At 70.1% G+C, this 23,688-nt stretch carries 11 protein-coding genes; 2 read left to right on the forward strand and 9 right to left on the reverse strand.

Annotation, left to right across the window (positions count from 1 at the left end; all coding sequences use genetic code 11):
* Positions 1-22: 22 nt before the first annotated feature.
* The 7 genes from G6O54_RS24805 to hisD all read right to left on the reverse strand — a co-directional run bounded on the left by G6O54_RS24805 (position 23) and on the right by hisD (position 9,653).
* Entirely contained in the window at positions 23-2,749 is a 2,727-nt protein-coding gene (locus G6O54_RS24805; protein WP_165229188.1) for a PSD1 and planctomycete cytochrome C domain-containing protein, read from the reverse strand.
* Between the two features lie 173 nt (positions 2,750-2,922).
* The gene (locus tag G6O54_RS24810) at positions 2,923-4,503 is read right to left on the reverse strand and encodes a LolA-like protein (protein ID WP_165229162.1); all 1,581 of its coding nucleotides are present in this window, start codon (positions 4,501-4,503) and stop codon (positions 2,923-2,925) included.
* Entirely contained in the window at positions 4,500-5,027 is a 528-nt protein-coding gene (locus G6O54_RS24815; protein ID WP_165229164.1) for an RNA polymerase sigma factor, read from the reverse strand. Before G6O54_RS24815 ends, G6O54_RS24810 begins: the two co-directional genes overlap by 4 nt.
* 77 nt (positions 5,028-5,104) lie before the next feature.
* On the reverse strand, positions 5,105-6,283 hold the full coding sequence (locus tag G6O54_RS24820) for a PDDEXK nuclease domain-containing protein (protein WP_165229166.1): 1,179 nt from the start codon (positions 6,281-6,283) through the stop codon (positions 5,105-5,107).
* Between the two features lie 44 nt (positions 6,284-6,327).
* Complete coding sequence (locus G6O54_RS24825; protein ID WP_165229168.1) at positions 6,328-7,668, reverse strand: DUF5009 domain-containing protein; 1,341 nt, start codon at positions 7,666-7,668, stop codon at positions 6,328-6,330.
* Between the two features lie 64 nt (positions 7,669-7,732).
* On the reverse strand, positions 7,733-8,287 hold the full coding sequence (locus G6O54_RS24830; protein ID WP_165229170.1) for a hypothetical protein: 555 nt from the start codon (positions 8,285-8,287) through the stop codon (positions 7,733-7,735).
* Positions 8,288-8,327: 40 nt separating this feature from the next.
* On the reverse strand, positions 8,328-9,653 hold the full coding sequence (gene hisD / locus G6O54_RS24835) for a histidinol dehydrogenase (RefSeq protein ID WP_165229172.1): 1,326 nt from the start codon (positions 9,651-9,653) through the stop codon (positions 8,328-8,330).
* Between the two features lie 426 nt (positions 9,654-10,079).
* Here hisD and G6O54_RS24840 point away from each other — a divergent pair, with 426 nt between their 5' ends.
* Positions 10,080-10,766, forward strand: coding sequence for a DUF429 domain-containing protein (locus G6O54_RS24840; protein WP_165229174.1), 687 nt, complete (start codon positions 10,080-10,082; stop codon positions 10,764-10,766).
* Positions 10,767-10,880: 114 nt separating this feature from the next.
* Here G6O54_RS24840 and G6O54_RS24845 read toward each other — a convergent pair whose 3' ends face one another.
* Both G6O54_RS24845 and G6O54_RS24850 read right to left on the reverse strand, forming a co-directional pair.
* Positions 10,881-17,357: an FG-GAP repeat domain-containing protein gene (locus G6O54_RS24845; RefSeq protein WP_165229176.1), complete on the reverse strand. Its 6,477-nt coding sequence runs from the start codon at positions 17,355-17,357 to the stop codon at positions 10,881-10,883.
* A 22-nt stretch (positions 17,358-17,379) separates the two neighbouring features.
* The gene (locus tag G6O54_RS24850; protein ID WP_250847064.1) at positions 17,380-20,871 is read right to left on the reverse strand and encodes a protein kinase domain-containing protein; all 3,492 of its coding nucleotides are present in this window, start codon (positions 20,869-20,871) and stop codon (positions 17,380-17,382) included.
* A gap of 698 nt (positions 20,872-21,569) precedes the next feature.
* Here G6O54_RS24850 and G6O54_RS24855 point away from each other — a divergent pair.
* Positions 21,570-23,501, forward strand: a complete 1,932-nt coding sequence (locus tag G6O54_RS24855; RefSeq protein ID WP_165229180.1) for a bifunctional diguanylate cyclase/phosphohydrolase — start codon at positions 21,570-21,572, stop codon at positions 23,499-23,501.
* The last annotated feature ends 187 nt before the right edge of the window (positions 23,502-23,688 follow it).

Genomic DNA, 23,688 nt, shown 5'->3' on the forward strand with positions numbered 1-23,688 from the left:
CCGCCAGGGCCCGGCCCCAAGCTCATCGCAGGGTCACGAAGTCGTTATGGTTCAGGAGGACCCACACCAGATTGGCCCGGGACCAGGCGATCGCGTCGCCGGCCCGGCCCGCCTCGGGGAGCCGGGTCCATTCGCCCAGCGCCCGGGCCATCGCGGCCACCTCCGCGTCGCTCGGCTCGGCCCCCAGGAGGACCACGAAGGCCAGTCGCGCGAAGGCCGGGTCATCGGCCGCGCCGCCGAGCGCGGCGAGCCGGCGGCCGAGCCGCGCCGCGACCGGCGCCGAGGCGTCGAGCACCAGCCGGCTATTCGTCAGCGCGAGTGCCTGCTGGGGCACGATGCTCTGCTCGCGGCGGTAGCACTCCTTGACGAGGGCCTCGTCGAAGGTCGTGAGGAACGGGTTGCGCTCGTTGTTGGAGTGGAAGAAGTAGAGGCTACGCCGGGCGGAGTTGGCCTGGTCGGGGGTGGCGACCGGGGGGCCGCCGATCGCGGTGTCGAGGGTCCCGGCCAGGGCCAGGATGGAGTCGCGTACGACCTGCGACTCGAGGCGGATGGCGGTGCGCCGCCAGAGGTGGACGTTGTCCGGATCCTTGGCCGCCCCCGCGTCGTCCGCCGAGGTCGAAGATGTAGTCGACGACAGGCGATAGACCGACGATTCGACGATCAGGCGATGCAGGTGCTTCATGCTCCAGCCACTGTCGACGAGCTCCGCCGCGAGCCAGTCCAGGAGCTCGGGGTGCGTCGGCGGGCTCCCCTTGCGGCCGAAGTCGAACACGGTCGGCACGAGGGGCGTCCCGAAGTGGCGAGCCCAGATGTGGTTCGCGGCCACCCGGGCGGTAAGCGGGTTACGCCGGTCGATGATCCATCCCGCCAGGGCCCTGCGACGTCCGCTGCTGCGGGGCGGGAACGAGACCGCCGGGTCATCCTTGCTCGAGTCCTTGAAGCGAGTCGGGCTCCACTGCGCCCCGACGAGCTTCGTGTAGGTCTCGCCCGGCTCTGCTTCCGCCTTCTCGGCCTTGCCGAGTGCCTCCCGCGCCGAGGCGACTGTCTTGGCGGCGGCCTCGCGGCCGCCGGCCGCCGCGCGATGCCGTTGCAATTCGGCCGCGGCGAGGTCGGACCGCGCCCGGGCCGTCGCATGGGCACGCTCGGCGAGGGCCGCGCGGCGTCGGACCTCCGCCGAGTCTGCGTTCATGGCCTCGGCGCGACGTTCGACGCTCTGGTACTCGGCTCGCGCCGCCGACAGCACGGCCTCGGCGACCTTCAACTCCAGCTCCGCCTCGACCCGGCCGGGGGCCTGGCCCGCCGCGGCGAGCTTCGCGCGGGCGGGGTCGAGCCTCGCCTCCGCGGCGGCGATCTTCGCCAGGGCCGCCGCGCGATAAGCCTCGACGACCCAGGCCCGGCGCTCCGGTTGCCAGGCCCCGGGGGGGAGATCGACGGCAGCGGGCTTCAGCGTCTCGAAGGCGAGCATCGCCGGGACGGCGGGACCGACCGGCGCGGAGCGATCGGGGCGGTTCTCCTCGCCGCGGACGAAGCGGTACGTGGGCTCGTCCGGGAGCCCGTCGAAGGCACGCGGAATCCCATCCCGGCCCAGGTCCGGCTCGCCCGGCACCATGTCGACCCGCACGTGATAGGGCTCGAAGACGGCCCGCATGCGGTAATATTCGACCTGCGCGATCGGGTCGTACTTGTGGTCGTGGCATTTCGCGCAGTTCATCGTCAGGCCGAGGAAGCCCTTGCTCACGTGCTCGACCGTCTCGTCCATCCACTGGTTGCGGTTGAACAGGAAGTAGTTCCTCGCCAGATAGCCGGTCGCCCTCAGCGCGTCGGGGTCGTCCGGGCGAATCTCGTCGGCCGCGAGCATCAGGCGCACCATCTCGGCGTACGACCGGTCGACGTTGAGCGATTCGACGATCCAGTCGCGCCAGTGCCAGATGTGCTTCTGGCTATTGCGGAGCTGGTCGCCGAGTCCCCACCAGTCGCTGTACCGCCAGATGTCCATCCAGTGCCGCGCCCAGCGTTCTCCGTGGCGGGGGTCCGCGAGGAGACGATCCACCGCGCGCCCGTACCAGCCGGGCGCCCTGTCGCCCACGAATGCCGCGATCTCCTCGGGCGTCGGCGGGAGGCCGATCAGGTCGATGGAAAGCCGCCGGATCAGCTCCGTGCGGGAGGCCTCGGGGCTCGCCGCCAGCCCGAGCTCCTCGTGTCGCCGTGCGACGAACGCATCGATGGGGTTGTTCGCCCAACCGGCCCGTCGGACGCGCGGGACCTCCGGCCGCACGATCGGGCGGAAGGCCCAGTGGTCGCGGGGATTCGCCTCGGGCAGCTCGCCGGCCGGCGCCGGGGCTCCGGCCGCGATCCAGGCTCGCAGATCGGCCAACTGCCCGGCCGTGAGCGCTTCGCCCTCGTGCTCGGGCGGCATTCGCTCCGCCGGGTTGGCCGCCGACACCCGCTGCAGGAGCAGGCTGTCCTCCGGGCCCAGCACCGGGCCGCTATCTCCGCCGCGGCGAATCAGCTCGGCCGTGTCGAGCCGGAGCCCCCCCTTCTGCTTCAGGCTCCCGTGGCAGGCGTAGCAGCGAGCCTTGAGCAGCGGCTTGACCCGCGAGAGATAGTCCTCCCGACCGTCCGCCGCCGTCGCCCCTCCCGGAAACGCGGCGAGGAGGAGACACCATGCCGCGAGGCCGCGGCTCGCGGCGGCGAGGATTCGGGCCGGCCGGCTAGGACTCGCCGATCGCGAAGGTTCCGCGGAGACCATCGACACGCGGCGTCACCTTTATTCATGTGTTCCGGGGGAGGGATGGCGAGAGCCCTCATCATGGCCCGGCCGCACACGCGATGGCAAGCCATCGCCGAGATCGCCCGCGCCCCGCGATCCGGAGCCGAGAGCCCTCCCGGATCGCGAGGCCGTCGCCGAAATCACGCATTCCCTCAGCGGTTCCGGGCGTCCGCGCCCCCGGGCGGCAGCATGTCCTCCGGGCCGATGTCGTGGGTCTCGTCGCACTGGCGAAGATCGTCCAGGCCCCGTCGGACGGCGGCGGCGAAGTCGGCGTCGGTGGTTGATTCGGGCGAGAAGCCGGACATCGGCCGGAGCTTGCTCGCGTCCGCCTTCGCATCCGCGGCGATTCCCAGCAGCCTCCCCGCGCCTCCGGACCCCATGGTGAGGAGGTCGCGGCGGGCCCGTGCGGCGACGGCCTCGATCGCGGCCGGAGGACGATCAGGCGGTAGCGGGACCTCGACCCAGGTGGACACGTCTTGCTGCACCCCCCGCGCGTCGCGGTGCGTCTCATCCCAGTACGTCGCCTCCAGTCGCACCCTGGCCTTGCCCGGCAGGTCGTCCAGGCGGGCGGGCTCGCCAGGCATGCCCGATGGCTCGTCGACCGGCAGGTACTCACGCTTGCCGTCCTTGACCTTGAAAAACCTGCGGGGGACGATCAGCCACCAGCAGAATTCCACGCCATCGCGGCTCGCGGTGCCGAGCACGATGCGGTCGTAGTTCCCCCCCATCATGCCGTTTCCCATCGGCTGGAAGGCCACGTCGAGCGCGACCACCTCGGGATTGATCGGCCGTCGCCGCGGGGGATACTGCCGCAGGAACTCCGGCGTCCCGCGCACCGAGGAGACGACGTAGAATCCCTCGCGATTCACCAGCGGCTGGACGTCGTGGACCGCCAGGATCAGGCCGCCCAGCTCCACGCGATGGAGAGACCGATCGAGCGGATGAAGGCTCTCGAAGGCCGCATCGCGGTCGATGACGCGGGCCCCCTCGGGGAGCCTGGCCGCGAGCTTCTCGGCCGGGATGGGCACGTCGTAGGCGATCCGGATCTGACGCTCCCGGCGCCAGGTGCCGTCGTCCCCGCGACGCTCGACGGTGATCTCACGAATCCTCCCATTCGATTCCGCCAGGACGATCCCCCGTGCCGGGGGAGTGGCGTTTCGGATCGCGATCGTCGAGGCCCGGCAGACGTGGCCGTCGACCGCGCGGTCGAGCTCGGGGGCGCGGACCGGGATACCCTCATCGCGAATCTCGGAAAGGGAGAGCATGCCCGGGAGCATCGTCGTGAAGAAGCCGGGGCTGCGCTGGCGGAGCACGACCTGTTCGCCCTGAGGCTCGGCAGTCCGCCACGACCATTGGGTCGTGCCGTCCTCGACGACGATCTGCCCCGGGAGCTCGGCCCGTAGGCCCCTGTCGCGACCGTACCAGAGGTCGAACTTGCCGAGCTCCTTGCCTTGATCGTCCCAGGTGGTGGTCACCAGGTGCGCCGTCTGGGCCTTCCTCAGGTCGTCCTGGACCGCCGCCAGCAGGTCCTTCGGCGTGCTCAGGAGGAGCAGCCAGGCCAGGATCAGCGAGGCCGCCAGCCCGGTCATCGCGGTCCCCGCGAGCAGCCGGCCTCGCCAGCGGGGCCTGTGCGGCGGACTGACCGCGATCCGGCTCATCACGTCATCAACCATGGACCGGGCCGGCCATTCCTTGCGGAGCTGGTCGAAGCGGGCCTCCAGTTCGTCGCTCATCGCGTCACCCCCTTGTTCACGTGAGTTCTCAGCCTCTCGATCGCGCGGGAGAGCTGCTTGGTCACGGTGCCGACCGGCCGGCCCAGCGCCGCGGCGACCTCGGCGACGGACTGGCCTTCGAGGTATCGTAGCGAGACGACCACGCGCTCGTGCTCCGGCAGCCGGGCGACGGCCTCCAGCAGCTCTTCCGAGTCCGAGGAGAGGCCGTCGGCCGGCCCTGCCCCGCACCCATCGAGCGATTCCGACCGGACCGGCTCGCGGGCCCGGCGTCGGGCCAGGCGGGTCGCCTCTCGCCCGGCGATCCGCACCAGCCAGGCCCCGAACTGGTCGGGGTCCCGAAGGTCGCGCAGCCGTCTATACGCCTGGAGGAAGGCCTCCTGCCCCGCATCCGCCGCGGCGTGGCCGTCGCGGAGCACGCGCCAGGCCGTGGCCCAGACCGCGCGCTCATGCCGCGCCACGAGTGCGGCGAACGCCTCCCGCCGGCCGTCGAGCACGGCCCGCACGATCTCGCCATCGCTCTGCATCGGTCTCTCTCCCGGGGTTCATCCCCCCATAGAGAGGCGCGTCGCGGCGGAAATGCGACAAGGAGCCGAGGTGTCCCTCATGCGGAATTCGGGCGGTCCGGACTGTTCAATGCGAGACGCGTCTTCTCGATCTCGCGGCGGAGTTCCTCCTCGTCCGGCAGGCTGGTGAGATATCGAGATGCGAAGACCTGCGCGTTCATTCCGCCGGTCGCATAGCGGACCACCGTGTCGCTTTTTTCGCTGCACAGGATGATGCCGATCGGCTCGCCCTCGCCCGGTTCCGCGAGGTTCTCGCGAGCGTAATTCAGGTAGAGATTCATCTGTCCGGCGTCGGCATGAGTGAATCGCCCCAACTTGATGTCCACGATCACGAGGGCGCGGAGACGCCGATGGAAGAGGACGAGGTCCATCCGATACCACACGTCGTCGATGGGGATTCTTTTCTGCCGGGCCACGAAAGTGAAGCCCTTGCCGAGTTCGAGGAGGAATGCCTCGAGGTGCCGAATGAGGGCCTCCTCGAGGTCGGATTCGCTGTACTCGTCCTTCAGGCCGAGGAATTCGAGCACATAGGGCGAACGTATCTCCTCTTGGACGGTCACCACGTCCTCTGGCTTCGGAGTCTGCCCGTTCGCCAGCATCGCATCCTTCCGCCGCGACGCCGCGACTCTCTCGTAGAACTGCGTGGCGATTTGCCGGTCGAGCTGTCGGACCGACCATGCCCCGCGGATTGCCTCCGCCTCGTAGAAGGTCCGGGCCTGGTCGCTCTCAACCGTCATCAGTCGGACATAATGGGACCAGGAGAGGGGGAACAGGCCAAGGAGGGATTCGCCGAGCAGCGGCGGTTGGTCGGGCGACCTTGCAGGTAGTTCGGAGGAAGGCAACCCCTCGGTTTGCCTTGCCCTGGCCGTCAATTTTCCAGACGGTGTCTGGAATATCTCCCAGCCGAGATAGAAAGCCCGCATCTGGAAGAGGTTAGACTTCGAAAACCCTCTGCCGTGCGTCCTGGAAAGATCCGCGGAAAGGCGGATGAGGAGAGCCTCACCATAGCCGGCACGCTTCTCCCCTCCTTGCTCGTGTTCAACGATCCGTCGCCCGATCTCCCAGTAGGCTCCGGTCAGCACCGCGTTGACGGCGCGTGCCGACGTTCGTCTCGCCTCCTCCAGCAGCGATCCGATGCCGGAGATGAGTTCGTGGTAGTTGTCCGCAGAATAGACGAGAATCGGCTCGTTCGACGTCGAACGCGGCTTCTTTGCCATGATCCGCTCGACCTAATAAAGAATCTTGGAATACCCCTGTCGGGTTAGACCTTCACCCTAAGGCCCGACCACGACAGCAACCCCGTGAGGGCGCAGACGACGGCCGCCATCCCCAGCGAACCGGCCACGGACACGACCGGATCGGACGAGCCGGTGTAGCTGTGGACGACGCCCAGCCCGACCACCCCGAGGAGCCAGGTCAGGATCGGGTGGAGGAAGTAGGCCACCAGCGGGTTGGCCCCCGCGAAGGAGAAGAGCGAGGCCCAGCCGCGGAAGCCGCCGACGTCGATGATCCGATACAGGACGATCCAGAGCCCGGAGGCGATGGCGGCGCACCAGTAGCACCACGTCGGCGTGGCGGCGTTCTTGTTGATCCCCTCGAAGTTGTCCATCAGCAGGCCGGCCAGGAAGAGTCCGGCCGCGAACATCGCCGCCCAGGAGGTGCGGTCGCGGGGCGTCACGACGTCGCTGTCCCGCTTGAGGATCGAGCCGAGGAGCGTGCCCGCCATCACGATCGCGGCCAGCGAGCCGAACGAATCACCCAGGCTGACGTAGTTGCCGACGGCGTTGACGACGCCGGCCACCGCATCGACCGCCCCGCGGGCGGGGGCGAGCCAGGACTTGCTGTCCAGGTGGGTGAAGAGGCCGCCGTGGTGCATCGCCAGGTGCATGGTCATGCAGAGGGCCATCGCCCCCATCAGCCACTCGCGGCGGCGGCCGATCGCCAGGACGATCAGGCTGGCCGCCAGGTAGGACCAGCCGATCAGGCCGAGGATCCCCCACCAGCCGGCCCGCATCCAGGTCCAGGCCTCGACGTGGCCGTAGAACGGCAGGGTGGTCTCGGCTGGCTTGCGGCGGTAGATCGCCAGCAGGGTGAGCAGGCCGACGATGCCCAGGACCTTGAGCCCGAGGAAGACCTTCCGGCGCGTGCCTTCCTCCCGCGGCGGCGAGCACCACGCGAGCAGGAGGGCGATGAAGCCGAGCAGGCCCCAGGTCCGCGGTGCCATGGTGGTCACCCGCTGGTAATTCTCGGACATCACGCCCATCAGCAGGAGCGCAGCGGTCCTGGTGGCGATGTGCCCCAGCCGGGACCCGAGCGAGAGGCCCGCCTCCCTGGCCCGATCGAAGGCCAGCGGGATCGAGACGCCGACGATGAACAGGAACATCGGGAAGACGATGTCGGCGAGAGTCATCCCGTCCGCGTTCGAGGGGTGGATGTGCCTCATCCACGCGGGCGATCCGTCGCCGAGGTCGTTCACGAAGACCATCAGGAAGATCGTCAGCCCGCGGAGCACGTCCACCGAGGCCACCCGCGAGGCGGGGATCTCGCGGGGCGTCGGGGCGGGCTCGTCGAGGGTCGGCAGGTCGGCGGTGAGTGTCGTCATGGCACGATCGTACCGCATCCCCCCGCTCGCGTCACCCGACAAGGACAGGCCGGGGATGGTCGGATCAGAACGGGATTCCGTAGGTCCGCGGGGCGTCGCGCCAGAGCGTCATCGGCTCGCCCGTGACGGGATCGCGGGCCGGGATCGGCAGGCTGCCGATCAGCTTGACGGCCGCGCGAAACTCCGCCTCGGAGACCCGGTCGTCGCGGATCAGGTCCCAGTCCCGGCCCTCGGGATAGCCGCCGACCATCCAGGAGTCGGCCGAGCAGTCCAGCCGGGTGTGCGACGTCCCGGCCGGCAGCACCACGACGTCGCCGGGGGCCAGGTCGACGATCTTGCCCCCCTCGCCGCCGAGCCGGAGCTGGATCCGCCCGCGGGCCATGCCCAGGACCTCGTGGGTCGTGGAGTGGTAGTGGTAATAATCGTAGACCCCCAGCTCGCGCCAGTTGTTCAGCCAGTCGTGGCGCCGGAATGTGGCCTCGATCGCGTCGGCCAGGTCGCCCCCCTCGACCGACGGCGACACTCCGCCGCGGTAGAGCAGGACCGGGAACCGGCTGTTGGGGACCCGGCCGCCGGGGCCGAAGTGGAGCGTCTCCAAACGGGGCTTGCCTTCCGCCATGTCGTCATCATCCTTCCGCGTAGAGAGGGTCGAGATCGCGTCAACCGGTGGGACCGTCGGGCTCCACCACGCCGCCATAGGGGACGTCGCGGCCTCCATACCGCCGGACCCGGAGGTTGGCCTGCTCGGCGTGCCCGACGAAGCCCTCCAGGGCGCAGAGCCGCGAGCAATAACCGCCGATCCTCGCCGCGGCCGCATCGGTGAGGACTCGCTGATACGTGCAGGTCTTGAGGAACTTGCCGACCCAGAGGCCGCCCGTGTATCGGGCGGCCCTGCGGGTGGGGAGGGTGTGGTTCGTGCCGATGACCTTGTCGCCGTAGGCGACGTTGGTGCGCGGGCCCAGGAACAGGGCGCCGTAATTGCGCAGATGTTCCAGGAAGTAGTCGGGGTCGCGAGTCATGACCTGGACGTGCTCGGAGGCGATGCGGTCGGCGATCCGCACCATCTCCGCGTCGTCGTCCGCCACGCAGACGGCGCCGTGGCGGTCCCACGCCTGGCGGGCGATCGGGGCCGTGGGAAGTACCTCAAGCAGCCGCTCGACCTCGGCGATGGTCCCGCGGGCGAGCGCGTCCGAGCTCGTGAGCAGGATGGCGGGGGAGTCGGGCCCGTGCTCGGCCTGCCCGAGCAGGTCGGTCGCGCAGATCTCGGCGTCCGAGGAATCGTCCGCGATCACGAGGGTCTCCGTCGGCCCGGCCAGGAGGTCGATGCCCACCCGCCCGAAGAGCTGTCGCTTGGCCTCCGCGACGAACGCGTTCCCCGGCCCGACGAGCATGTCGACCGGCGCGATCGACGGCGTCCCGAGCGCCATCGCGGCCACGGCCTGGACGCCGCCCAGGCAGTAGATCTCGTCCGCGCCCGCCAGGTGCTGGGCCGCGACGATCGCCGCGGCCGGCGCCCCGCGGTGGGGGGGCGCACACGTCACCACCCGGGGCACGCCCGCGACCTTCGCCGTGATCACCGACATGTGCGCCGAGGCCAGCAGCGGGTACTTGCCGCCCGGCACGTAGCACCCGGCCGAGCCCACCGGGATGTTCCGGTGGCCCAGGACGACCCCCGGCAGGGTCTCCACCTCGACGTCGTGGATCGCCTGTCTCTGGTGCCGGGCGAAGGTGCGGACCTGCTCCTGGGCGAAGGCGATGTCCTCGAGGTCGCGCCGCGTGATGCCCCCCACGCACGCCTCGATCTCCGCGGCCGAGAGCCGATAATCGTCCCGATCCCAGCCGTCGAACCGGACGGAGAGCTCCCTCACGGCGAGATCGCCGCGGCTCGAGACGTCGTCGAGGATCCGCTCGACGGTCTCGCGGACCTTCGCGTCGACGGCGGCGGTTTCCGCCTGATCGACGCCCCGCTTCAGCCAGCGTTCCACCGCGGGCCCCCTTTGCCGATCGCGAGGTCAAGGCGTCCTCGGGGAAGATCCGCACGGTCCCGAGGTGCCGTCGTGGAGGAGAATGGAGACAGGCTAAGGGGATGAGCCATCCCGGGGAAGGCCCGACCGGTCCGGATTCGAAGTTTGCCCCTCGCCGCGTCGCGGAGGAGCCTCGCTCAGGGCCGTCGCCCTCGTGCGCCGGTATGCCCGGCGGGCGGAACTTGCCGGCCGTCGTGCCATCCCGTTCGTTCGGGCGAGAGGATCTGCGGCGATGCTGTGACCTCGGCGTCAATTCAAGAGCACCAAGAGCCCAATCGGGGACCACCCTGGAGGGCTTCATCCGACATCTCGGGTGGACCCGAGACTATAATGGTGCTTATTCTGGACTTATGTCCAGTATGTCGACGGTCCGGGTCGGAGGGGCGGGTGAGCAGACGATCGAGACCAAGGCCGCGTGCCCCGGGTGTCTGCGTCGGGATCGACCTTGCCGGGGTCGCGCACCGGGAGACCGGCGTGGCCATCCTCCGGGCGGGCCGACTGGAGGTACTGACGACGGCCGGGCCGGATGAGGAGATCCTGGAGCTGGCGCGAATGGCGGGTCGGTGGGGGACGGTCGCGATCAACGCCCCGCTGAACCGGCCCCTGGGCCGCTGCTGTCTGGACGACGACTGCGTCTGCCGTACCGATCCGGGCACCCGCAGTCGCCACCTCGAACGTGAGCTGGCACGCATGGGGGTCCCGGCATTGGCAACGGCTCTCATAAAAATCCTCGCTCGCCGGGGGATCCGACTCGCGGACGCCCTCAAGGCCGAGGGGTACGAACCGCTGGAGGTCTACCCTTTCGCCACCCTCAAGCTCCTCGGCCTGCCCTGGCGGGCCAAGCGCACCGCGGCCGGGCGTCGTCGCATTCGCCGGGCCCTGAAGCCCCTGGTGCCAGGTTTCGAACGTCAGCACGCCTGCGAGCACCAGCTCGACGCCATCGTCTGTGCGCTAACGGCATCCCTGTGGCGGCAGAGGCGCACCCGCGGTGTCGGCCTTCCCGAGGAAGGGGTCATGACGATCCCGGACCCGGATCTTTGCGGCGGCCTGAGAGGCCCTGGGCTTGGCGGTTGATGGGACATCGCGGGTTGTCAGAGCGGACATGGGGCCGGCGTAAACGGCGCGTTGATCCCGTTGTCTCGAGGTAGGGCGCTTGCGCCTTCCGGCCTACCGGCCCCACTCGTCGGGTCACCCGGATATCGCGCGCGGGGGCCGGATGCGGCGATCCCGCCTTCCGGCGATCAGTGCCCTGACGAGGATGCGGATCGCGGCCGTGAGGCCTTTCCCACGTCGTCTCGTCGCGGCTTCGCCGTCATTCACCTGCGGTTCGCGGGCCGACCGGCGGGTAGACGATCCTGGGGGCCTCCGCATCGCGAGGACCGGGAGGATCGAGGCCCACAGGAGGAACAAGCCCGATGCAGGTTCGGCGCGGGTCGAGTCTGGCGTCGCGTCTCGCCGGGGCCCGGCGTGCCGGGGCGATAGCGGGGAGGTGGCCGCCTCGATCCCTCCGCTGTCGCCGTCCGGGGGGCCGTCCTCGTCCAGTGCCTGGCCGACCCGATCGAGACGATCCTCGATGCCGGAGACGAAGCGGTACAGGGAGTCTGTCGGGGATTCGCGGTGCCATCCCGAATCCGTCCCGGACCCGTCGATTGTCGCCGGATTGGACGCGCTCGCCCGCGGCTCATGGTCGAGGTCTCCGACGAGCGGGTCCTCGGAATCGTCGGCCGTCGGCAGCAGGACGGCCACCGCGGGCATCGTATCGTTCTTCAGCGGGAGCACGTTCGAGGTTTCTTGCCAGTTCACGACCATCAAGTTGGAGATCGCGGTCGCGAATGAGCCCCCGACCATCGCGGGCAAGACCTGTGGCATGCCGGACTGTCCGGCGACGAAGGAGCTGAACATTCCGGCGACGTTGGAGAGGCCGGACAGCATGCCCGACGCGATGTTCTGGGACATGGAAAAGAACGCCGGATTGCTCGTCGACATGGTGGACCACGCGGTCGATATGAACTCGACCGACGCGATGGCACCGGTCGATCCGACGTCGAACCCGTAGGACGACGGCGAGTTGGCTTGTGCGGGGGGCGAGCCGCCCAGCCCGAGCATCAAGGTCACGTCGAGGACGGCATTGCTCCCCTCGGTGCTGACATAAAAGCGGAGGGCCTGGCCTTGCCGCCCGTCGACCACGACGCCGGTCGGCCGCCCCGAGTCGGCCAGGACGAACGATTCGGCCAGGGCGATGCCGGCCCACCCGCCGTTCAGGAGCGAGATCCGGGAATCCCCGTTGTTCGCGACGACCAGGTCGAGGAACCCGTCGCCGTTGTAGTCGCCCGCGACGGCCGCGATCGGATTCAGCCCGCCGGTGGGGATGGTGACCGCCTGCGTCCGCGGATCGAGGAAGTCCGGGTAGATGGACAGGGTGCTGGAGACGGAGTTCACGATCACCAGGTCATTCTCGGGACCGCCGGTGAACTGGCCCATGTAGGCACGGATCGGCCCGTCGCCGCTCGCGTAGGTGCGCGCCGTCCGGTCGGTGAAGAACCCGCCCCCTTCTCCGAACAACATGCTCACCGTGTTGCTGCCCTGGTTCACCACCAGCACGTCCGGGCGATCGTCGCCCTCGAACTCGCCCAGGGTGGTGGAGATCGGGGACAATCCCGCGGCGAGGCGGGGTCCCCGTTCGATCTGGAAGCCCGCGGCGCCGACGTGGGTGATGAAGACGCTGACGTCGTTGGAGCCCGAGTTGGTGACGAACAGTTGGCGGCTCCCGTATTCGTCGACGCCGCCCACCTGGACCTCCACCGGGTTCGTCCCCGTGAAGACCCTCAGCGGCGACGCGAACACGCCTCCGCCGACTCCCAGGTAGATGAGCAGGCTGTTGCCGCCGCTGTTGGCCACGAGGAGGTCCGAGATGCCGTCCCCGTTCAGGTCGGCGATCTTGACGTCGCTGGGGGCGAGCAGGCCCTCGCCGCGTCCCTGGAGGAAGGTCTGGCCCGCCTGCGGGCTCGTGACGACCAGCTCATCCCGGGCCTCGTTGGTCAGGACGAAGCTCGGCCGGCCGTCCCCGGTGATGTCACCGACCGCCAGCGTCACCACCTCGTTGGCCCGCTGGTAGGGTGCGAACGTCCCGTCGCCCCGGCCCAGCAGGATCAACAGGTCGCCGGCATCGTTGGAGACCAGGAGATCCGCCCGGCCGTCGCCGTTGATGTCCCGAGAGGCCACATCGCTCGGCTGGCTGCCCACGGAGATGCGCTGCCCTTGCACGAAGTGCCCCGAGCCGTCGTTCAGCAGGATCCACAGGTCCTGGCTCCCCCGGTTCAGGATCAAGAGGTCGAGATCGGTGTCCTCGTTGAACGAGCCCAGGAGGACCCTGATCGGATCGAACCCCGCCTGGATACTCAGGGCGAGCTCCGGATCGCCGAACTGCCCACCGGCCAGCCCGGGGAGGGCACAGACCCGGTTGGAGCCGCGATCGAGAATGATCAGGCCGGGATTGCCGTCGCCATTGAAGTCGCTGGCCACGAGCGTCGTCGGTTGATCGGGGCTGGTGCGTTCGAGGCGGCCTCCGTGCCAGGTCAGGCCGGCCGGGCTCAGCCCTGCCGAGAGGCGGATCGGCGTGGCGAAGGCGCGGAGCGCGAGACAGTTCACGACGCTGACGTCTCCGGAGCCTTCGTTCGTGATCACGATCTCGGGAAAAGCCGCCCCGGGCGTCAGCATGATGATGGCGTCCGAGGGGCTGACCCCCACGTCGATCGCTGAATGGACCCGGGTGAAATGGCCGTCCGATCCCTGGAACAGGATCAGGGCCTGACCGGTCGCGCGGGCCAGGACGACCAGGTCCTCTCGGCCGTCTCGGTCCAGGTCGCCGGCGATCACCCGGGACGCGAGCCATCGGGGATCGAGCGGGATCAGGTCGTACGACTGGGTATTGTCCGCATTCCAGGTGGCCACGACGAGCCCCGGCCCCTGGACCGTGAGGATGGCCGTCGTGATGCCGGTCGCGGATGCGACGAAGGTGAAATCCCGGATGGCGCCGGGATACATCGGGGCGATGAGCTGGGGGGCGCCGAATTGCCCCGGCTCGTCGGGGCGTCCCAGGCGCAGGAGGGGATGCCCGCTGCCGTCGAGCACCAGGGCATCATCGACACCGTCTCCGTTCAGGTCGCCGAGCCAGAGCTTGCGGCCCTGCGCGGAAGAGGTGGAGACGGGCGCGAGGAAGCGTCCGTCGCCGACGCCGATCCAGACGCGAACCGTGCCGGTCGCGAGCGAGCCGACGGCGAGGTCGAAGATGCCGTCGTCGTTGAAATCCCCCGCCAGGAGCCCGTCGACGTTCATCCCGGCGTCGAATGGATCCAGTATGGCGGACTCGCCGTCCGGCTGCCCGAGGTAGACCTGCAGGAGCGAGGATCCCCGCGTCCCACCGACCAGGTCCGGCAGGCCGTCGCCGTTGAAATCCACCTGGGAGTAGGTTCCGGGCTCCCCGGAAGTCACGTACGACCTGAGGATGCGATCGATGCTGCCGCCCAGGCCCGCGAGCTGCACGAGCCAGACTCGCCGCCCCAGGTCGTCCTGGACCACCAGAAGGGGGGGGCTGCCCGGGCCCCCGCCGAATGGGACCAGGCCGCTGGGGCCGGCTCCGGGGAGCTCGATCTTGCGCTGGAAGAACCCGCCCCTGCCGTCGCCGAGCAGGAGCGAAACGTCGGCGGATGAGCGGTTCGCGGTCGCCAGGTCGAGGATCCCGTCCCCGTTGAGATCCGCGGCGATCAGGGCGACGGGCTCGGTGCCGACAACGAGCTCGCGCCACGGGAAGAACGTCCCGTCGCCGTTGGCCCCCAGCAGGGTGATGCGGTTGCTGCCCGCGTGGGCCACGGCGACCTCGATCCTCCCATCGCCGTTGAAGTCGCCGGTGGCCAGCGAGCCGGGGCGGGGGCCCGAGGCTGCTCGCCGCTCCGAGAGGAACGTCCCGTCGCCCAGGCCCAGGAGGATCGACAGGTCGTTCGAGCCCGCGTTGGCCACGACCAGGTCGGGCCGGCCGTCCCGGTTGATGTCCGCGACCAGCATCGCGGAGGGCTCCTCGCCCACTCGGGTCGGGGCCAGGTCGCGGAACACCCCGTCCCCCTGATTCAGGCGGATCGTCACGGCGCCGATCCCGGGGTCGATGACGGCCACGTCGAGGTGCCCGTCGCCGTTGAAGTCGGCGGAGACCATGAGCAGCGTCTCGGGGCCGACCCCCTGGACGGTCGGGCTCCGGAACGTCCCGTCGTCGTTGCCGAGCAGGACCGTGATGTCTCCCGAGCTGTAGTTCGCGGCGACCGCGTCGAGGAGGCCGTCGCCGTTGAAGTCGCCGACCGTGAGCGCGCTCGGCCCCTTGCCGGCGGGGAGTCGGGCTTCCGGCAGGAAGGTGCCGTCGCCCCGGCCCAGCAGCAACGAGAGGTCGTCGGAGCCGTCGTTCCCCACGAGGAGATCCGAGTGGCCGTCGCGATTGAAGTCGTCGACCGCGATGGGATAAGGCGACGCCCCCACGGCCACGGCGGCCGGGGGCAGGAAGCTCCCGTCGCCGCGGCCGAACAGGATCGAGACGAACGACGGGGCCTTGGACACGTGGTCGGAGACCACGAGGTCGAGGCGGCCGTCCTCGTTGAAGTCGCCGGCGGCCACGGACCAGGGGCCCGGGCCCGCGGCCCAGCGCGCCTCGGCGCCGAGGGTCCCGTCCCCCCGGCCGAGAAAGACCGAGACGTCGTCGGACCCGGTGTTCGGCGTCACGACGTCGAGGAGGCCGTCGCCGTTCACGTCGGCCACGAGCACGCCATCGGGGGTCGCACCCGTCCGGTAGACGACCTGGTCCCGGAAGGTGCCGTCGCCCCGGCCCAGCATCACCGAGAGGTCGTTCGACGCCCAGTTGGCCGCGATCACGTCGAGCCGGCCGTCTCGGTTGAGGTCCGCCACGGCCAGGTAGCACGGCCAGGCGCCCGCCGCCAATCGGCCGATCGGGGCGAAGGTCCCGTCGCCCAGGCCGCGGAGGGTCACGATTTCGTTCGACATGTAGGTCGCGACCGCCAGGTCGAGGCGGCCGTCACCATCGAAGTCGCCCGCGGCCAGGTCGAAAGGCCCCCGCCCGCAATCCACCGAAATCGGGGCGCGGAACGTGCCGTCCCCGCGGCCGAGCATCACCTGCACGGCGTCGCGGGACTCGTCCGCGAGCGCCAGGTCCGGGACGCCGTCGCCGTTGAAATCCGCCCTCGCCACCGCGCTGGGAGACGACGGCCGCGGCGGGCGGCTCGTCGCCTGGAAGCTCCCGTCGCCATTCCCGACGAGGACCGTCACCGTCTGGGAGATCAGGTCGGTGGTCGCGAGGTCGGGCCGCCCGTCGCCGGTGAGGTCCGCCGCCGCCAGGCCCTGGGTGCCGTTGCCGGCGCCGAGGCCCCCGATCGCGACGAAGGTTCCGTCGCCCCGGCCCTGGAAGACGCTGACCGTGCCGTCGCCGTAGTTCGCGGTGCAAAGGTCGAGGATCCCGTCGCGGTTCAGGTCGGCCGGGACGACGTTGTAGGGGATGCTCCCGGTCGATTGCTGGTTCAAGCTCCGGAAGCTACCATCCCCCCGGCCCAGCAGCACCGTCAGCCGATCCGAGGCGTCGTGGACCGCCGCGACGTCGAGCAGGCCGTCGCCGTTGAAGTCGCCCGTCGCCAGCCAACTGATCGCCAGGGGGACGGCCCAGGCCCGCTCCGGGGCGAACGTCCCATCGCCGCGGCCGGAGAATATCGAAAGATACCCGCCATCGTGGTTGCCGACGATCAGGTCGGTGCGGCCGTCGCGGTCGGAGTCGCCGACTACGAGGGCGTCCGGAGCCCGGCCCGTCGCCATCGTCGGGCCGGGCCGGAAACCTCCATCCCCCGTCCCCAGAAGGATCGACACGTCCTCGCCGGCCATGTTGGCGACCGCCAGGTCGGGGATGCCGTCGCCGTTGAAGTCGGCCGTCGCGAGCGCTGTGGGGAAGGATCCCGCGGGGACCTCGCTCGCCTCGTCGAACGTGCCATCGCCCCGGCCGAGCAGCACCGAGAGGTCGTCCGAGAACTGATTGGCCGTGACCAGGTCGGGGACGCCGTCGCGGTTCAGGTCCGCCGAGGCGATGGCCCCCGGGCCGAAACCGACGGGGATGCCCGCGGGGGGGCGGAAGCTGCCGTCCCCTGCGTTGAGGTAGACCAGGACCGCGTTGTCGTAGTTGTCGGCCACCGCCAGGTCAAGATGCCCGTCGCCGTCGAGGTCCCGGGAGACGATCGCGATCGGGCCCGAACCGGCCGGCAGGGTGGTGAGGGAGGGCGTCGTCGCGATGAAGCGCGTGGACAGCGTGTAGCCCCCCGCTCCGCCGTTGATGGCCCGGACGTCCAGGTAGTAGGTCCCGGCGACCAGGTGCTGGCGGATCCCGTCGTCCGGGTTCGACAACGACACGGCCCGGCTCTGGATGATCGGATTGCGATCCTGGTCGAGCAGGGACAGTTGGGTGTCCAGCCCCACTGCATGGACGTTGACCGAGATCAGGCCGTCCTGGCTCACCGTGAAGACATAGGCGTGCTTGTCGGAGGCCGCATCCAGCAACCCGGTGACCTCGACCGTCGGGTCGGCCGGCAGAGGATCCGGGGCTCCGGCCGCCCAGGGCCCCCAGGACATGGCCACCCGCGGCTCCAGCACCTCAAGGGAGGGCGGTCGATGTCGGTTCCGTCGCGGGCGTCGCGAGTCCGACCGCCGGTTGCACCGCCGCCGCGCCCGCTCCGGCCACCCCCAGGTCGATCGGGCTGAAGACTCGGTCATCATGGTGGCGTGCCTCCGCCCCGGATGGGTCTCTTTCGCCGTCGCGCGGGGCGTAGCGCGCCCGGAGCTCTCGGAACTCAGCCTTGCCGCGGATCGAGTCGAGCGCGGGGTCGCGCAGCGCCACCTCACGCCAGAACCGCCCTCGCTCTTCCGCGGGGAGCAGGTCCAGGGCCCTGGGCATCCAGGCCATGGCCTCCTCCCGGCATCGCTTCATGAGCTGGAACTCGCGATCGCTGATGCGGGCCGGGGTCGATTGCAGGTCGGCCGCGACCAAGCCGTAGATCCGAACCGCGTTGTAGATCAGCCGCGGGTTGGTGGGGCCCGCGTCGAGCACCGCGCGGGCGTCGGCGATCGCCTCGCCGTTCCGCCGGAGCTGGGCCCGAGACAGCCCGCGGCCGCAACGGGCGTCGGCGTTGCTTTCGTCCAATCGCATCGCCTCCTCGAAGTCGTCCTCCGCCAGCCTGGGCGAGCCGGAGAACAGGTGCGCCCAGCCTCGATTGAGGTGGAGGGAGGGTGAGTTCCCGCCGGCGTTGGCGGCCAGGGTGAAATCGGCGAGAGCTTCGGCGTATCGCCCCCGCCAGGTCTGCGCCAGCCCTCGGGCCTCGTAGAGGCTCGCCGAGGGTTTCCCCCGCGACAGGCAGGAGTCGAAGCAGCGAATCGCCTCGTCGTACCGCTTCAGCTCCATCAGGATGGCCCCGCGGAGGCGTTGGGCGGTCGGCAGGTCGGGACGGATCGCCAGCGCGCGGTCGTAGTCGGCGAGGGCCGTCTGATGTTGCTTGCGCCGATGGGCGAGGTGGCCGCGCTCCAGGAGCAGGTCGGCGAGCTGGGGATCGTCCGGCGGCGTATGGCGGATCGCGCGGTCGAAGTCCTCGCGGGCATGACCGTCCCGGCCGAGCTGCTGTTCGACCTGGCCCCTGAGCCGGTAGAGCACCGGGCTGTCCGGGTCCTTCTCGATCCCCCGGTCGAGCGTCGCGAGGGCCTGTTCCGGCCGGCCGATTTTCACGTGGGCCTGGGCGAGGTCGAGATACGCCTGGTAGCGGTCGGGCTTGAGCGCGATGGCGGCCCGGAAGTCCTCGATGGCCGCCGCGGGCTCCTTCTTGCGCAGCCGCATGACCCCCCGGTTGACCAGGAGCACGTAACGCGCGTCCTCGTCGGCGTGGAGCTCCAGCGCGCGACGGAAGTCAGCCTCGGCGAGATTGAACTCTTGCATCTCCCCCTCGGCGAAGCCCTTCAGCAGGTAGATCCAGATGAAATCCGGGCGCCGGGCCTGGCAGGCGATCAGGGCCGCCTGGGCCTCGGCGGGCCGGTGGGTCTTGATGAAGCAGTGGGCCATCAGGTATCCGGCCCAGAAGTGGTTCGGGTCCGCCGAGAGGGCTTGCTTGAAATGGTCGATGGCCCGGGACAGGTCTTCCCGGCGATAGCACTGCTCCCCCAGGAGGAACTCGTCCGGGGCGCTGGCCGGTGACCCGGAGGACAGGGCGAGCTGATGCTCCTCCCGGGCTTCATCCCGTTGGCCCAGCCGCTCCAGCGAGGCGGCCCGGAGGGCGTGATAGGCGCGGGTCGGCGGATGCAGTCGCGCGGCCTCTTCGAGCAGGGCGGTCCCGAGCCTCGCCTGCTCCGCCGGGTGCTCCCCCTTGATCGGTTGCGCGACGGCCTCGGCCAGGAGCAACATGACCTCGTAACCCTCCGCCAGTATCCGGGCCCGATCGGCGTCGTCCACCATCCAGTCGTCCAGCGCATCGGGGCAGCACGGCGTTCCCTCCGGCCAGAACTGGTCCATGGCCTGCCGGGCGGCCTTCCGGACAGCCCTGACGTTTGCGTCGGAGTCGAGGCCCGTGTACTGGGACTGGTAGAAGACGGCCTCGTCGTGGAACCGGCGCAGCGCCTCGCCGCGAGCCCGGGCGGCGAGCCGGACGTTGACCTCGGCGATCTTCTCGCCGGCCTCGTTGAGGAGTTGCTGCGCCGGGGGGAGCATCGCGGCCAGGTCGGACTCGGACTGGATGAGTGCCAGCGCGCTGGAGAGCTGGGCCTTGACCGTCGGCCAGTCCTCCCGGCTTTGTGCCGACCGGCCCAGGACCAGGTAGGACTCCGCCTGGCTGCGTACACGCTGAACCCGGTTCCGGACGGCCTCGGATCGCTTGCGGAGGTCCTCCCGGTAGGCCATCGCCCCGGCCGAGGCCGCGACCACGGCGACGGCGCTGACGAGCGTCAGGGCCGCCGTGGTCGGCTTGCGGCGGACCCATTTCCAGGCGCGTTCCCAGGGCTTGGCGGGGCCGGCGTGGATCGGCTCATTGCGGCGGTAGCGTGCCAGGTCGTCGGCGAGGTCGCCGGCCGTCGCGAACCGCCGATCGGGACCCTTCTCCAGGCATTTCAGGCAGATCGTGTCGATGTCGCGGGGGAGCCCGGGGACCAGGCGGGACGGGGGCACCGGCTCGGCGGCCTTGACCATATCCAGCGTCTCGAGCACGCTCGTCCCCCGGAACGGGGGCCGGCCGGTCAGCAACTCGTAGAGTATGGCGCCCAGGCTGTACACGTCGGCCCCCGGCCCGACGTCCCTCGCCCCCCCGTTGGCCTGTTCGGGCGCCATGTAGCAGGGCGAGCCCATGATCGACTCGACGGCCGTCAGATCGACGTCCCGGTCCAGCGTCTTTGCCAGGCCGAAGTCCGAGATCTTCGGGATCCCGTCCGGGGTCATCAGGATGTTGGCCGGCTTGAGGTCGCGATGGATGATGGCCTGTTCGTGCGCCGCCTGGATCGCCTGGGCCAGCTCCTCGATCAGCTCCGCGGCCCGGCCCGCCGGCCAGGGCGTGCCCTCCATCTTGGAGCCGAGGCTCCCCCCGTCGACGTACTCGAGCGCGATGAACGGGCGTCCCTCGTGGTAGTCGACGGCGTGGATCTGCACCACGTTTGGGTGGTGCAGCCGAGCGACGGTCTCCGCCTCGGCCAGGAGTCGGGGCACCGAATCCGCGCTCGCAAGGTCGCCGGCCAGCATCATCTTGATCGCCACGAGCCGATTGAGCCGGACCTCGCGGGCCTTGTAGACGACCCCCATCCCCCCGCGCCCCAGCTCGGAGAGGATCTCGTATCCCGGGATCTCGGGCAGCCTGCCGCGGGGCCCCATGGCCGGCACGCCTCGGGGGGCGGAATCCGAGCCACCGCCCCGGCTGTCCCGGAATTCCGCGTGAAGGCTCGCTTCGAGGAAGTCCCCGTCGGGGAGGATCATGGCCGGCGGCAGCGGCGGCGGATCGGCTGGAGACGGCGGATCGACCTCGAACGCCCGGGAAAGGTGGTTGTCGGACTCCTCCAGGGCTTGCTCGATCGAGCCGGCCTGCGGGTGGATCGACCAGCGTCTTCTCGTCGTCCTGTTCGTCATCGACTGGTTATCCGTCCGCATGGATCCGCGTGGCACGCGCCGCCCGCCGTCCGGCAGCCCGGCCGGCCCCGGGCCGTGCCCCCGGGCTTGAGGAGATCCGGCCTGCATCTCGATCGCGGCCCTGATACCCCATCGGGATCGTCGGGGGTTACGGCGCGGGCGGGACATCCGTCTTGCCCCGCCCGCGGTCTCACACCGGCCCGCCCCCGCCCCCGCCCGCGTCTTCGCGGACTGCAGCGGCCTGGCGGGCCCCCATTCAAGCCTAGCTCACGGTGCGGGGACGGTTGCGACAACGGGATGAAGACCCTGTCGTGGCCTAGCGGAAACGTCGCGTTTCGATGTGCGGCGTTCCGTAAATCCGATGAGCTAGGATCCAGGTAGGATTCCACGACGATCCCGTCCGCCCGGGCGGCGAGTGCCGGGGACCGATCGGTCGGGCGTCGGGCAGTACCTCCGACGGGCACGCCGCCCTCTCCGCCGAGCGGGGGCGGGGTGACGCCGCCGGAATCGGGCGTGAGATGCCCTCCCCGCGGCCTCGAGCCAGACGCGGTGGGCACTCGGAACCGTGAGGGCCAGGGGAGAGCTCGATGCTAACACACGGCGTCATCGGCGGAAGATTCGCGCACCAACGTCACGTCTATCGGGAGGATGCGAGGCGTTCCAGGCTATCCATCGACGGAGGGGACCCGACGGCGCCAATGGCGGAGGCGTCGGCCCAGGTCGTGGACCGCGATAGGTTCGACAGCGAACTCCGGGAGGCCCGCGAGCGGATCGCGGGGCTCATGAAGTCGCACGACGAGAAGGAACGGATCATCGACGAGCTGAGCAAGCTCGCCACGACGGACGAGCTCACCGGGCTCTGCAATCGTCGCCACTTCTTCGACGAGATGGAGTCCGCGCTCGCGACCGCCGATCGCGAGGGAAAGCCCCTCTCGATGGTGATGCTGGACGTGGACCGATTCAAGTCGTATAACGACGCTTTCGGGCACGCGGCCGGCGACCTCGTCCTTCGCGTCGTCGGGGAGATCCTGGTCCGGTGCTCGCGCCCCGGCGATGTCGTCGCTCGCTACGGCGGCGAGGAGTTCGCGGTGCTCTTGCCGAGGACCGACGCTCGGGGCGCCGGCGCGTTCGCGGAGCGGGTCCGGACCTCCCTGCTTTCCTATGCCTGGAGTTCACGCCCCGTCAGCGCCAGCCTGGGCGTGGCCACCTTCGATACGATAGTCCGCGATGCCGACGCCTTGATCGAGGAGGCCGATCAGGCCCTCTATTGCGCCAAGCGATCCGGGCGTAACCGGGTGGTCCACTTCCGGGATCTCCTCGAGGCCGAGTCGGGGGAGGTCCCCGGCCCTCCGGCGGGATCGCCGCCAGGCCCCGGCGCCCAGCCTCGGGAGATCAGCCCGGTCGCCGCGCCCGGGGAGCAGTCCGCCGAGGCCGAGTCGATCTCGACCCCCTCTCCGCCGTGCCAGGCGGCCTGCGAGCCGCAGGTCGAGCCCGTGTCGTGTCGCGAGAACGCCTGGGACGTGGTGGGGCGCCTCCTCCACGAGCTCCGCGACGACAAGGTCGCGGGGGATCGCGTCGACGTGGCCCTGGGCGCGATCTGCGACGGCACCGGGGCCGACATCGCCTTCGCCTATTCGACGGCCACCCGCGAGGTCACGGAGATCGTCAGCGGGCTGGAAGCGTCACCCCAGTGGTGCCGCGCCATCGCCGGGCGGCTGCTCGTGAACTATCCCGAGGGCGGGATCGCCCGCCGCTCGGACGTGGTCTGGCGGAGCCTGCGGGAGCAGGGGCCGGTCCCGGACACCATCGCCATGACGCCCGTCGACGGCCAGCGCACCCGATGGGTGTTCGCCCTCAGCTACAACATCGCCCGGCCGCTGCAGGCGTCCGACCTGAAGGTCATCACGGTCATCTGGAGGCTCCAGCACGAACACGCCCGTCATGCCAGCGTCCACGACAACCTGAAGCAGACGCTCTTCGGCGTCATCCGCTGCCTGTCGACGGCGATCGACGCGAAGGACCCTTACACGTGCGGGCACAGCGAGCGGGTCGCCCGGATCAGCGTGCGGATCGGCGAGGAGATGGGTCTGTCGCGCGGCGAGCTGAGCGACCTCTACCTGGCGGGCTTGCTCCACGACGTCGGCAAGATCGGGATCCGCGACTCGGTGCTCTTCAAGACGGGCGCTCTACTAGAGAATGAACAAGTGCATATAAAAGAGCATCCCGTCACGGGGGACAGGATCATCTCGAACATCAAGCGCCTGACGTATCTCCGCCCCGGGGTCAGGAGCCACCACGAGCGCTACGACGGGAAGGGCTATCCGGATGGATTGGCCGGCGAGTCGATCCCGCTGATGGCGAGGATCATCTCCGTGGCCGACTCGTTCGACGCGATGATGTCGGTCCGACGATACCGGTCGGCACTCTCGCCGAGTCAGATCGAGGCGGAATTCCGGGCCGGGGCGGGATTCCAGTGGGATCCGGGCGTGGTCGAGCATTTCTTCGCGTGCCGCCCCGCGCTCAACGAGGTCTGCCAGCGGGGCCTGGGCCAGTCGGTCTACTTCGCCGTGGAACGGGCCGCGAGCCCGGATGCCGACCTCGCCCGCGACGGCCTCAGCCTGCCGGGCTGATCGTGGCCCGCCCTCGAGATGAGGGCGGCCCTGGCGCGATGAAAGGTTGGTATTGACTGCCCCACACCCGGCATGCGGACGTGACGGTTTCTGTTGCGCCTGACGCGGCCCGCGATGCCGTTGGGAACCAGGCCCCGGCGCGATCGCCAGCCCGTGCCTGGCTCGGCAGGAGCCTCGCCCTCCCTTC

Source organism: Aquisphaera insulae (genome assembly GCF_011064615.1).
GTDB classification, from domain to species: domain Bacteria; phylum Planctomycetota; class Planctomycetia; order Isosphaerales; family Isosphaeraceae; genus Aquisphaera; species Aquisphaera insulae.

What these genes read in the sequence shown, in the direction of transcription:
- G6O54_RS24820 (WP_165229166.1), bottom strand. Translation starts at nt 6,283, where the DNA reads ATGGCAAAGAAGCCGCGTTCGACGTCGAACGAGCCGATTCTCGTCTAT.
- G6O54_RS24855 (WP_165229180.1), top strand. Translation starts at nt 21,570, where the DNA reads ATGGCGGAGGCGTCGGCCCAGGTCGTGGACCGCGATAGGTTCGACAGC.
- G6O54_RS24825 (WP_165229168.1), bottom strand. Translation starts at nt 7,668, where the DNA reads ATGACGACACTCACCGCCGACCTGCCGACCCTCGACGAGCCCGCCCCG.
- G6O54_RS24810 (WP_165229162.1), bottom strand. Translation starts at nt 4,503, where the DNA reads ATGAGCGACGAACTGGAGGCCCGCTTCGACCAGCTCCGCAAGGAATGG.
- G6O54_RS24805 (WP_165229188.1), bottom strand. Translation starts at nt 2,749, where the DNA reads ATGGTCTCCGCGGAACCTTCGCGATCGGCGAGTCCTAGCCGGCCGGCC.
- G6O54_RS24830 (WP_165229170.1), bottom strand. Translation starts at nt 8,287, where the DNA reads ATGGCGGAAGGCAAGCCCCGTTTGGAGACGCTCCACTTCGGCCCCGGC.
- G6O54_RS24815 (WP_165229164.1), bottom strand. Translation starts at nt 5,027, where the DNA reads ATGCAGAGCGATGGCGAGATCGTGCGGGCCGTGCTCGACGGCCGGCGG.
- G6O54_RS24850 (WP_250847064.1), bottom strand. Translation starts at nt 20,871, where the DNA reads ATGACGAACAGGACGACGAGAAGACGCTGGTCGATCCACCCGCAGGCC.
- G6O54_RS24845 (WP_165229176.1), bottom strand. Translation starts at nt 17,357, where the DNA reads ATGTCCTGGGGGCCCTGGGCGGCCGGAGCCCCGGATCCTCTGCCGGCC.